This window comes from Luteimonas sp. WGS1318, assembly GCF_043187535.1.
Lineage (GTDB): Bacteria > Pseudomonadota > Gammaproteobacteria > Xanthomonadales > Xanthomonadaceae > Luteimonas.
On record NZ_CP171131.1, the window covers coordinates 3,324,264 to 3,336,483 of the forward strand.

The window sequence follows — 12,220 nt, forward strand, 5'->3', positions numbered from 1 at the left end:
CACCGGGGAAATTGCCGATGTATCGCGTCCTGTCCGCCGCCCTCGCGGTTGCACTGTTCGGTGGCTGCGCCACCGCCTCCACGTCCGCGCGCAGCGATGCTGCGCCGGCCACCTCGTCGTCGGCGGCCAATGCGTATGCGAGCACCTACGCGCCGATCGCCTCGGCGCCGGTGCTGATCAGCGGCGCCACCGTGCTCACCGGCGATGGCGGCCGGCTGGAGAACGCCGATGTACTGCTGCAGGACGGCCGCATCGCGGCGGTCGGCACCGGCCTCGACGTGCCGGCGAACGCGCAGCGTGTCGACGGCACCGGCAAGTGGGTCACGCCCGGCATCATCGACGTGCATTCGCACCTCGGGGTGTATCCCAGCCCCGGCGCCAGCGCGCACAGCGACGGCAACGAGGCGACCGCGCCCAATACCGCGCAGGTGTGGGCCGAACATTCGGTGTGGCCGCAGGATCCGGGCTTCGGCGCGGCCCTCGCCGGCGGCGTGACCACGCTGCAGATCCTGCCCGGCTCGGCGAACCTCGTCGGCGGACACGGCGTGACGCTGAAGAACATCGCCGCGACCACCGTGCAGGACATGAAGTTTCCCGGCGCGCCCTACGGCCTGAAGATGGCCTGCGGCGAGAACCCCAAGCGCGTCTACGGCGAGAAGGGCGGCCCGGCCACGCGCATGGGCAATGTCGCGGGCTATCGCCAGGCGCTGATCGACGCCGCCGACTACCGCAGCAAGCAGGCCGGTGATTCGCCGGGCAAGCGCGACCTGAAACTCGAAACGCTGGCCGGCGCGATGGACGGCGACATCCTCGTGCACATCCACTGCTACCGCGCCGACGAGATGGTGCAGATGCTCGACCTGGCGCAGGAATTCGGCTTCCACGTCACCGCCTTCCACCACGCGGTCGAGGCCTACAAGATCGCCGACCGCATGGCCGCCGACGGCGTCTGCGGCGCGCTGTGGGCCGACTGGTGGGGCTTCAAGATGGAAGCCTTCGACGGCATCCAGGAGAACATCGCGATCGTCGACCGCGCGCCGAACGGCTGCGCGATCGTGCATTCGGATTCCGACGAGGGCATCCAGCGTCTCAACCAGGAAGCGGCAAAGGTCATGGCCAGCGCGCAGCGCGCCGGGCTCGACATCACGCCCGAGCACGCGATCCGCTGGCTCACCGAGAACGCGGCGAAGTCGCTCGGCGTGCTCGAACGCACCGGCACGCTGACGCCCGGCAAGATGGGCGACGTGGTGCTGTGGAGCGGCAATCCCTTCAGCGTCTACGCGCTCGCCGAACAGGTCTGGATCGACGGCGCGCACGTCTACGACCGCACCGATCCGGCCCGTCAGCCGGTCTCGGATTTCATGCTCGGCCAAGGCGCCGCGGCCACCGGAGGTGCACGATGAGCCGCCCTGTTTCGAACCGCCGCGCGCCGCGCGCACTGGCGCGCCTGCTGGTCGCCGGCGCCCTGCTCGCCGCCACCCTGCCCGTCGTCGCGCAGTCGCTGCTGATTCGCGGCGCGACCGTGCACACTGCCGGCGCGCAGGGCTCGCTGCAGAACACCGACGTGCTGGTGCAGGGCGGCCGCATCGCCGCGATCGGCACCGGACTGTCGGCGGGCGACGCGCCGGTGATCGAAGCCAACGGCCGTCCGCTGACGCCGACGCTGTTCGGCGGCGTGACCGGCATCGGCATCGAGGAAGTCTCCGGCGAAAGCGGCACCCGCGACGATCGCCTGTCGCTCGGCCCGGCCAGCGACATGGCCGTGCGCCCCGAGTTCGACGTCACCCTGGCCTACAACCCGGACTCGATCGTCATTCCGGTGGCGCGCGTGGAGGGCATCGGCTTCACGCTGATCTCGGCCGGCAGCGCGAGTTCGATCATCGGCGGCCAGGGCGCGGTGATGCGGCTCGACGGCAGCGTGGACCCTGCCGGCCCGAAGGTGCTCTACCTCTCGCTGGGCAGCGCCGGCGCCGGCCAGAGCGGCACCTCGCGCGCCGCGCAGTGGATGCTGCTCGACCAGCTGATCGACGAGGCGCGTGGCCGACTGCCGGCGGATTCCCACGTCGCCGCGCTCACTCCGGCCGGCAAGCGCGCATTGGCGCCATACCTCGACGGCCGCGGCACGATCGTCGTCGGCGTCAACCGCGCGTCGGACATCCGCCAGCTGCTGCGCTGGTCGCAGCGCCATGGCCTGCGCATCGCGATCCGCGGCGGCGCCGAGGCCTGGCGCCTCGCGCCCGAGCTGGCTGCGGCGCAGGTGCCGGTGTTCGTCGATCCGCTGGCCAACCTGCCGGCGGACTTCGACCAGATCGGCGCGACGCTGGAGAACGCTGCGCGGCTGCAGGCGGCCGGCGTGCGCGTCGGCTTCGCCCAGGCCAGCGACGCCTCGCACAACGCGCGCAAGCTGCGCCAGCTCGCCGGCAACGCGGTCGCCCATGGCCTGCCGTGGGATGCAGGCTTGGCCGGCCTGACCCGGGTGCCGGCCGAGACCTTCGGCGTGGGCGAGCGCATCGGCACGATCGCCGTCGGCCGCACCGCGGATCTCGTGCTGTGGTCGGGGGATCCGCTGGATGTCGCCAGCACCGCGGACCAGGTCTGGTTCGACGGTCGTGCGATCCCGATGCGCTCGCGCCAGACCGAGCTGCGCGACCGGTATCTGCATCCGGTGACGCCGGCGAACGAAGGCGGTTTGCCGCGGGCGTACCGCACGCGGTGATGGACCGGGCGCGTCGGGAACGACGCGCCTCCTTCCTTCGCGATACGCCGGTGCCGTGCCGTGCCGTACCAGCCAGCGGCATGGTCACATGTGTCGACGCGCCGTCGGCGATCGCGACGATGAGCACACCGGCGGGTTGTGGTGTCCAGGCAGAACCATTTCGCGCGCAAGCGCGCTCCTACACGGGTACAGGCCCGGCATATCGAGGCGGCTGCGCGCGCGCGATGCCGTTCCCAACGGGCGCCGCGCGGGCGCGGCCGGGACACGCTGACGGCGCACGACGTGATGCTGCGACGCCGCGACGCCGCGCGGCGAACCTCAACGCGCGTCGGGCGGAATCTCGTCCGGATCCGGATCGACCGCGAGCTTGCCGGCGATCAGCACCGCCTGGGTGCGGTTGGACGCACCGAGCTTGCGCAGCACGGCGGTCATGTGTGCTTTGACCGTGGCTTCGGAAACATGCAGTTCGTAGGCGATCTGCTTGTTGAGCATGCCGTCGCCGAGCATCTGCAGCACGCGGAACTGCTGCGGCGTGAGGTCGCGCAGGCGCGCGGCGACGTCGTGCTCGTGCGAGGTCACCGCCGGCGCCGACACGGCCGCCTCGGGCACGAACCGGTCGCCGTCGAGCACCTGCACCACTGCGCGGCCCAGTGTTTCCGCATCCGCCGACTTGGGCACGAACCCGGCGGCGCCGTGGTCCAGCGCGCGGCGCATGACCGCCGGTTCCTCGCGCGCCGAGACCATCAGCACCGGCAGTTGCGGGTACTGCGCGCGCAGATGCACCAGCGCGCTGAAGCCGTGCACGCCGGGCATGTTGAGGTCGAGCATCAGCAGATCGGCATCCGGTTCGGACTCGACCATCGCGTAGAGCGCATCCACGTTGTGCGCCTCGCGCAGGCGTGCATTCGGCACGGCGCGCGAGATTGCCCCGCGCAGGGCCTCGCGAAACAGCGGGTGGTCGTCGGCGATCAGCAGGGTGGTCATCGGCGCGGGTGATGCTCTCGGAAATGGCGTGCGGGCGGCGTCGGGACAGCGCGGCGGACATCGCGGACCGCGGCGCCGAGCGGCCGCCGGGGCACGACACGCGTCGCACGCCCGGGCCCACCGGTGGTCGCCCCGGAAAGACGCCGGGCGGCGCCCGGCATCGCACGCCTGTCCATGTGCATCACCCGCTCCACGATCAGTCCTTCGGGATGTAACGGTCCTTGACCAGCGCGTCGACGACGCCCGGATCGGCCAGCGTGCTGGTGTCGCCGAGCTGGTCGGGCGCGTTCTCGGCGATCTTGCGCAGGATGCGACGCATGATCTTGCCCGAGCGCGTCTTCGGCAGGCCCGGCGCCCATTGGATGTGGTCGGGCGACGCGGTCGGACCAATCTCGGTGCGCACGTGCTTGACCAGTTCCTTGCGCAGCTCCTCGGAGTAGTCCTCGCCGGCCTTCAGGGTCACGTAGGCATAGATGCCCTGGCCCTTGATGTCGTGCGGGAAGCCGACGACCGCGGCCTCGGCGACCTTGGGATGCAGCACCAGTGCGCTTTCGAGCTCCGCGGTGCCGATGCGGTGGCCGGAGACGTTGATGACGTCGTCGACGCGGCCGGTGATCCAGTAATACCCGTCCGCGTCGCGGCGGCAGCCGTCGCCGGTAAAGTAGCTGCCCGGATAGGCCTTGAAATAGGTGTCGATGAAGCGCTGGTGGTCGCCGTAGACCGTGCGCATCTGGCCGGGCCAGGACTCGGTGATCACCAGGTTGCCCTCGGCCGCGCCTTCGAGCACGGTGCCGTTGGCATCGACCAGCGCCGGCTGCACACCGAAGAACGGCTTGGTCGCCGACCCCGGCTTGGCGTCGATCGCGCCCGGCAGCGGCGAGATCAGGATGCCGCCGGTTTCGGTCTGCCACCAGGTGTCGACGATCGGGCAGCGGCCGTCACCGACGACGTCGGCATACCAGCGCCAGGCCTCGGGGTTGATCGGCTCGCCGACGCTGCCGAGCAGACGCAGCGACGCGCGCGAGGTCTTCTTGACCGGGCCCTCGCCCTCGCGCATCAGCGCGCGGATCGCGGTGGGCGCGGTGTAGAAGATCGTCACCTTGTGCTTGTCGATGACGTTCCAGAAGCGCGAGACGTCGGGATAGTTCGGCACGCCCTCGAAGATCAGCGACGTCGCGGCGTTCGCCAGCGGTCCGTAGACGATGTAGCTGTGGCCGGTCACCCAGCCGACGTCGGCGGTGCACCAGTAGACGTCGTCGTCGCGCAGGTCGAACACCGCCTCATGGGTGTAGCTGGCATAGAGCAGATAACCGGCCGTGGTGTGCAGCACGCCCTTGGGCTTGCCGGTCGAACCGGAGGTGTAGAGGATGAACAGCGGATCTTCCGCGTTCATGCGCTCCGGTTCGCAGGTGTCGGGCTGACTGTCGACAACGGCGTCGTACCAGCGGTCGCGCGGCATCTGCATGTCGACCGCGCCGCCGGTGTGGCGCACGACGAGAACCGTCTCGACGGTGTTGGTGCCGGGCAGCTTCAGCGCCGCATCGACGTTGGCCTTCAGCGGCACGGTCTTGCCGCCGCGCAGGCCTTCGTCGGCGGTGATGATCAGCTTGCTGCCGCAATCACCGACGCGATCGGCGATCGAGTTCGGCGAGAACCCGCCGAACACCACGCAGTGCACGGCACCGATGCGGGCGCAGGCCAGCATCGCCACGGCCGCCTCGACGATCATCGGCAGGTAGATCGTGACCCGGTCGCCCTTGCCCACGCCGAGGTTGCGCAGCGCATTGGCCAGTTTGCAGACGCGGGCGTGGAGCTCGTTGTAGCTGACGTGCAGCGACTCGGTGTCGGGCCCGTCGGCTTCCCAGATCAGCGCGGTCTTGTCGCCCTTCGTCGCCAGATGGCGGTCGAGGCAGTTGACGCTGACGTTGAGCTCGCCGTCCTCGAACCAGCGGATGCGGAAATCGGCCGGGTCGAAACTCACATTGCGCACGATCGTCGGCGCGCGGTCCCAGTGCAGGCGCTTGGCGGCTTCGCCCCAGAACGCATCCGGGTCCTGCACCGATCGCGCGTAGTCGCGGTCGTAGTCGGCGCGGGTGATGGTGCCTGGGCCGGCAAATCCGGCCGGCACCGGGTGGATTTCTGCGGAATTGGACATCGCGGGGTACCTCCTTCTGACGCGTCCGACCAGTGTGCCGCATTCGCCGGAATGCCGGCCTAGACCTTCGTCTAAGCGGGCCCGGCACCACCGGGTATCGACCAATGGCGAATGGGCGTGCCCCCCGCATCGGTGCAGTCTCCGTGACGGACCGGGCTGCGGCGCGTTGCCGTTGGCCGATTTCCAGTTGACCCGTGGGAGGGGAGCGATGACACAGACAAACCAGGCACGGCCGCGCCTGCTGGCCACCGCGGTGCTTGCCGCACTCATGCTGCCCGGCGCCGCATTCGCACAGACCGCCAAGGAGCGGGAGCTGGAAGCACGCGTCGCGCAGCTCGAACAGATGGTCCAGCAGCTGGTGTCCCAGCAGCAGCAGACCGAAACCGCGGTGACCGAGGTGCGTACGGCCCAGGCCGCGCAGCCGGCACCGGCCCCGGTGGCCGCCACCGGCACCGGCGCCGCCGCGCCGATCCAGAGGACGACGATCGTGCCGACCTCCGGCTCGACGTTCACGCTGGGCGGCATGATCCGCACCGATGCAATGGTCACCAAGACCACCGACGGCGACATCGCCAAGAACACCGCAGGCCGCGATTTCTACGTGCCCGGCGCGATTCCGGTCGGCGGCGACGGCCCGGACACCTACTCCGACGCGCATCTGAAGTTCTCGCGCCTGTGGTTCGACGCCAGCACCGTGCTGGATTCGGGCGACAAGCTCGGCGCGCGCGTCGAGCTCGACTTCTTCGGCGGCGCGCTCGGCAACTCGGCGGCGACCAACACCTACGGCGCGGCGCTGCGCCACGCCTACCTGACCTACAACAACTGGCTGGTCGGCCAGACCTGGTCGAACTTCATGGACACCAACGCGCTGCTGGACGCGGTCGACTTCGTCGGCCCGACCGATGCGGTGGTGTTCGTGCGCCAGCCGCAGCTGCGCTACACCAACGGCCCATGGGCGATCTCGATCGAGAGCCCCGAGACCACGGTGCAGCCGTTCGGCGGCGGCGCCCGCGTGATCGCCGGCGACAACAGCGCGATTCCGGACGTCATCGCCCGCTACACCCACAAGGGCGACTGGGGCCATGTCAGCTTCGCCGGCATGGCGCGTCAGCTGAAGTACGAACCCGTCGCCGGCGCCGAAAGCACCGACACCGGCTACGGTGCGACCGTCAGCGGCCTGGTCAAGCTCGGCGACAGCACCGACCTCCGTTACCAGGTCAGCGGCGGTGACGGTATCGGCCGCTACATCGGCCTGGCCACGATCCAGCAGGATGCGATGGTCGATTCGGCCGGCAACATCGACGCGCTCGGCGGCTGGGCGGGGTATGTCGGCCTGCGCCAGGTGTTCACGCCGCAGGTCCGCGGCAACCTGTTCTACGCGCAGTCCCAGTGGGACAACAACACCGCGTTCACCGGCCTCGGCGTGACCCGCAAGGTGCATTCGCTGCACGCGAACATGATCTGGTCGCCGGTGCCCCGGCTGGACTTCGGCGTCGAGGCGATCTGGGGCGAGCGCACGCTCGAATCCGGCGTCGACGGCGAGCTGATCCGCCTGCACACGATGGCGCGCTACACGTTCTGATCGGGATACGCGGACCCGCGACCGGGTCCGCGTCCCGCCCGTCCGCCGGGACGGGTCAACGTTTCCAGCGCCGCGCCCGGCAGCGGCGCGGTACCGCACCGCTGCTTCGCCATCGCCCATCACGCCTTTTCGAGGGGGAACGAACATGTTGGACAAAACCGCACAGAACTACTGGAAAGCCAATCTCAGGATCATCGGCATCTGCATGTCGATCTGGGCCCTGGTCTCGTTCGGATTCGGCATCATCCTGCGGCCGCTGCTCAGCGGCATCCGCATCGGTGGCACCGATCTGGGTTTCTGGTTCGCGCAGCAGGGCTCGATCCTGGTCTTCATCGCCCTGATCTTTTTCTACACCTGGTACATGAACCGGCTCGATCGCGAGTACGGCGTGGACGAGCAATAAGGACCGCGACCCATGGATCAGTTCACCATCAATCTCATCTTCGTCGTCGGCACATTCCTGCTCTACATCGGAATCGCGATCTGGGCCCGTGCCGGCTCCACCTCCGAGTTCTATGCGGCCGGACGCAGCGTCAACCCGATCGTCAACGGCGCGGCCACGGCCGCGGACTGGATGTCGGCGGCATCGTTCATCTCGATGGCCGGCCTCATCGCATTTGTCGGCTACGGCAATTCCACCTACCTGATGGGCTGGACCGGTGGCTACGTGCTGCTGGCCTTGCTGCTGGCGCCGTACCTGCGCAAGTTCGGCCGGTTCACCGTGCCCGACTTCATCGGTGACCGCTTCTACAGCCGCAGTGCGCGTCTGGTGGCGGTGGCGTCGCTGCTGATCATGTCGGTCACCTACGTGATCGGCCAGATGACCGGCGCAGGGGTGGCGTTCTCGCGGTTCCTGGAAGTCGATGCGACGACCGGACTGATGATCGCCTCGGGCGTGGTCTTCGTGTATGCGGTGCTCGGCGGCATGAAGGGAATCACCTATACGCAGCTGGCGCAGTACGTCGTGCTGATCATCGCGTACACGATCCCGGCGGTGTTCATCTCGCTGCAGCTCACCGGTAACGGTATTCCGCAGCTGGGCCTGTTCTCCACGCATACCGAATCGGGCTTGCCGCTGCTGGCCAAGCTCGACCAGGTGCTGCTGGAGCTGGGCTTCCAGGACTACACCGGCAACCACGGCTCCACGCTCAACATGGTGCTGTTCACCATGTCGCTGATGATCGGTACCGCCGGTCTGCCGCACGTGATCATCCGCTTCTTCACCGTTCCGAAGGTCTCCGACGCACGCAAGTCGGCGGGCTGGGCGCTGGTGTTCATCGCCCTGCTCTACACCGTGGCCCCGGCCGTGGGTGCGATGGCGCGTCTGAACATCATCACCACGATCTATCCCCAGGGCACCGAGAACACGGCGATCACCTACGACGAGCGTCCGGACTGGATGCACAACTGGGAACAGACCGGCCTGCTGAAGTTCGAGGACCTCAACGGCGACGGTCGCATCCAGTACTACAACGGTGCGAACGAGGAGTTCGCCGCGGTCGCCGAATCGCGCGGCTGGGCGGGCAACGAGATGGTGACGTTCAACCAGGACATCCTGGTGCTGGCCAATCCCGAGATCGCGCAGCTGCCCGGCTGGGTGGTGGGCCTGATCGCCGCGGGTGGTCTGGCGGCGGCATTGTCGACGGCGGCGGGTCTGCTGTTGGCGATCTCGTCGGCGATCAGTCACGACCTGATCAAATCGACCTTCAAACCGAACATCTCGGAGAAGGGGGAACTGCTCGCGGCACGCATCTCGATGGCGGTGGCGATCGTGGTGGCGACCTGGCTGGGACTCAATCCACCCGGCTTCGCCGCACAGACGGTCGCACTCGCATTCGGACTCGCGGCGTCCTCGCTGTTCCCGGCGATCATGATGGGCATCTTCTACAAGCGGATGAATTCCAGCGGCGCCATCGTGGGCATGCTGGTGGGTCTGATCTCGACCTGCGTGTACATCTTCACGTACCTCGGCTGGTTCTTCATTCCGGAGACCAACATGCTGCCCAACACGCCTGAAAACTGGCTGTTCGGCATCTCGCCGCTGTCGTTCGGTGCGGTGGGTGCGATGCTCAACTTCATCGCCGCCTACGTCACCATGCTGTTCACCAAGCCGACGCCGGAGCGGATCCAGGAGCTCGTGGAGAGCATCCGTGTCCCGCGCGGTGCAGGTGCCGCCGTGAACCACCACTGATCCCGGTTCCGGTATGACCCACGGCCCGTCCTTCGCTTTGCGAGGGGCGGGCCGTTCCATATCCGCGGTTCCGTTCCGGCCCACGGGACCGACCGCCCTGCACCGGGTGCGTCGACGGATGCGAACATGCGGTCCGCACCGTCATCGCCGATCCAACCGATACTCCGACGACCGCCCTCGCCTCACGGCCCGCACATCGCGGTCGCACCCTGACAGGACACATCATGCTGCTGGAATTCATCGCCATCATCGCCGCCGGCTTCGGCATGGGCGGCGTCGCCCTGATGCTCAACTTCATCGTCGGCAAGCGTCTGCCCGGCTGGGCGATGCCCGCCTCGGCCGGCGTCGGCATGCTGGCGATGGCGGTCTGGCTCGAGTATTCGTGGCTCGACCGGGTGACGGCGAACTACCCGCAGGAGGTCGAGATCGCCTCCACCAACGAGGTGCGCGCGTGGTATCGCCCGTGGACCTACGTGGCGCCGCAGGTCAACCGCCTGATCGCGATCGACCACCGTTTCGACCGGCGCAATCCCGCACATCCGGACCAGGTGCTGACCCAGGTGCTACTGGTCGGGCGCTGGGAACCGGCGCGGCAATTCGGCGTGGTCTTCGACTGCGCCGGCCGGCGACGTGCCGACCTCATCGACCAGGTGCGCTTCGCCGATGACGGCTCGCTGGACAACGCGCACTGGCGCGTCCTGCGCGAGGACGATCCGGTGTTGCGCGCGGCCTGCGGACGCTGATCGATCACGCGCAGGACGGGGCCGGTGACGACGCATCCATCGCCACCGTCTGCGTCGCGGGCGCCCGCGATGGCCATCGGACGTGGGCGCCGCGCACTGCCTGCGGGTGTCACACCTGACGGGCGCCGGACGCGCCTCGGAGCGTCGCTGACCTGGCGTCGGTCCGCGGCCATCGAAACGTGCGATCGAACAGCGCACTCGGACAATCGCCGCGCCAGGCCGGCGCGTCGTCCAGCCGCTCAGCGTTGCGGTGGTGCCGCGAGCTCGCGCGCGTCGAGATAGCCGTCGCGGTTGGTGTCCTGGCGGTTGAAGGCGGCCGCGAGCTTGGCCATGTGCTCGGCCAGCGTGACCGGGCGGCCCTTGCCGCCCGGCAGTTCGGCGGGTGTCAGCACGCCGTCGCCGTCACGGTCCATCTGGTCGAAGGCGTAGCGCATCCAGGCCTGGTATTCGGCCAGCGAGACGCGTCCGTCGCCGTCGGCGTCCATGCGCTCGAGATAGTCACGCGTCTGGGTGACCTGGGCCGATGCCACACCGGCCAGCCCCAGCGGCAGCAGAAGGGCAAACACCCACGCGGCCCGTCGACCGCCCGGTGCACGCAGCGCGCGGGGCTGCTGCGCGCTCAGGCGCGGACGCTCTGCAGCGAGTAGCCCTTCAGGCGCGCCGAATAGTCCTGCAGCGCGCGAATGCCGGTCGCCTCGGCCTCGCGACACCAGACCTGCAGGTTGTGCAGCGCGTCGCTGGCGTTCTGCGAACGCGCTTCGAGCAGCGCCGACAGCCGCGCACGGTGTTCGACCAGGGTGCGGATGCGCGGACGCTGATCGACCCACTGCTGCAGCTGCGCGCGCGCATCGGGCTGCAGCCAGCGGCCGTCGTCCACCAGGCCCTTGCGCAGCTTGCGCGGCAGCAGCGAACGCAACTTGGCGCCCGCGGCCTGCGCTTCCTCGCGCAGGGCCGGGGTCAGCACGTTGCGCTGGTAATCGGTCATCGCCTGGAAGCGGTGCGCGAGCAGCGCCTTCATCGTGTCGGTATCCGGCACGTGGATGTTCGGGCGCACGTCGAGCGACGGCGCGACCCGCAGCACCTTGGCCAGGCCGACGGATTCGAGCCCCTTGATCACCATCCAGCCGATGTCGAACTCCCACTTGCGCAGCGCGAACTTCGCCGAGCTGGGAAACGCATGGTGGTTGTTGTGCAGTTCCTCACCGCCGATCCACACGCCCCACGGCGTCAGGTTCGTCGCGGTGTCGGTGGTTTCGAAATTGCGATAGCCCCACCAGTGGCCGAGACCGTTGACGACGCCTGCGGCCCAGAACGGAATCCACGCCATCTGGATCGCCCACACGGCGATGCCCTTGAAGCCGAACAACGCGAAGCTGACGAACAGCAGCAGCGTGGGACCAAAGGTCGCCCAGGGGGTGTAGAGCTTGCGCTCGATCCAGTCGTTGGGCGCGCCCTTGCCGTACTGCTCGATGTCGGCGCGCATGCCGCGCGCTTCGCGGTACAGCTCCACGCCCTGCCAGAACACCGTCTTGATGCCCTTGAAACGCGGGCTGTGCGGATCGTCCTCGGTCTCGCACTTGGCGTGATGCTTGCGATGGATCGCCACCCACTCGCGGGTGATCATCGACGTGGTCAACCACGTCCAGAACCGGAAGACGTGCGCGATCACGGGATGGAAATCCACGCCGCGATGCGCCTGGCTGCGATGCAGGTACAGGGTGACGGCGAAGATCGTCAGCTGGGTCGCCGCCAGCAGGTACAGCAGCATTGCGCCCCAACCAAACTGGAGCAGGCCGCCGGACAGGAAGTCGAGCATCGAAGCAGGCATAGGGCACGTCTTGGACAGGTG

10 protein-coding genes are annotated in these 12,220 nt (G+C 68.6%); 6 read left to right on the forward strand and 4 right to left on the reverse strand.

The window, feature by feature from the left end:
* Window positions 1-17: 17 nt before the first annotated feature.
* Window positions 18-1,403, forward strand: a complete 1,386-nt coding sequence (locus ACF3M1_RS15120; protein WP_394002016.1) for an amidohydrolase — start codon at window positions 18-20, stop codon at window positions 1,401-1,403.
* Window positions 1,400-2,716: an amidohydrolase family protein gene (locus ACF3M1_RS15125; protein WP_394002018.1), complete on the forward strand. Its 1,317-nt coding sequence runs from the start codon at window positions 1,400-1,402 to the stop codon at window positions 2,714-2,716. Before ACF3M1_RS15120 ends, ACF3M1_RS15125 begins: the two co-directional genes overlap by 4 nt.
* A gap of 318 nt (window positions 2,717-3,034) precedes the next feature.
* On the opposite strand, the gene ACF3M1_RS15130 is transcribed toward ACF3M1_RS15125, so the two are convergent.
* Complete coding sequence (locus ACF3M1_RS15130; protein ID WP_394002020.1) at window positions 3,035-3,700, reverse strand: response regulator; 666 nt, start codon at window positions 3,698-3,700, stop codon at window positions 3,035-3,037.
* A gap of 196 nt (window positions 3,701-3,896) precedes the next feature.
* A complete protein-coding gene (gene acs / locus ACF3M1_RS15135) occupies window positions 3,897-5,855 on the reverse strand; it encodes an acetate--CoA ligase (RefSeq protein ID WP_394002022.1) in 1,959 nt (652 codons plus the stop codon).
* Between the two features lie 208 nt (window positions 5,856-6,063).
* On the opposite strand from acs, the gene ACF3M1_RS15140 reads away from it, so the two are divergent.
* From ACF3M1_RS15140 to ACF3M1_RS15155, 4 genes are all read left to right on the forward strand, one after another.
* Window positions 6,064-7,437, forward strand: coding sequence for a DcaP family trimeric outer membrane transporter (locus ACF3M1_RS15140; RefSeq protein WP_394002024.1), 1,374 nt, complete (start codon window positions 6,064-6,066; stop codon window positions 7,435-7,437).
* Between the two features lie 145 nt (window positions 7,438-7,582).
* Window positions 7,583-7,840, forward strand: coding sequence for a DUF4212 domain-containing protein (locus ACF3M1_RS15145; RefSeq protein WP_096209773.1), 258 nt, complete (start codon window positions 7,583-7,585; stop codon window positions 7,838-7,840).
* A 12-nt stretch (window positions 7,841-7,852) separates the two neighbouring features.
* Complete coding sequence (locus tag ACF3M1_RS15150) at window positions 7,853-9,628, forward strand: sodium:solute symporter family protein (protein WP_394002027.1); 1,776 nt, start codon at window positions 7,853-7,855, stop codon at window positions 9,626-9,628.
* A gap of 224 nt (window positions 9,629-9,852) precedes the next feature.
* Window positions 9,853-10,371: a hypothetical protein gene (locus ACF3M1_RS15155; RefSeq protein ID WP_394002029.1), complete on the forward strand. Its 519-nt coding sequence runs from the start codon at window positions 9,853-9,855 to the stop codon at window positions 10,369-10,371.
* Window positions 10,372-10,610: 239 nt separating this feature from the next.
* Here the strand turns inward: ACF3M1_RS15155 and ACF3M1_RS15160 are convergent, their stop codons facing one another.
* The gene (locus ACF3M1_RS15160) at window positions 10,611-10,937 is read right to left on the reverse strand and encodes an EF-hand domain-containing protein (protein WP_394002030.1); all 327 of its coding nucleotides are present in this window, start codon (window positions 10,935-10,937) and stop codon (window positions 10,611-10,613) included.
* Between the two features lie 53 nt (window positions 10,938-10,990).
* Window positions 10,991-12,199 (reverse strand): acyl-CoA desaturase, encoded by a 1,209-nt coding sequence (locus ACF3M1_RS15165; protein ID WP_394002032.1) that lies wholly within the window; start codon window positions 12,197-12,199, stop codon window positions 10,991-10,993.
* Between the last annotated feature and the right edge of the window lie 21 nt (window positions 12,200-12,220).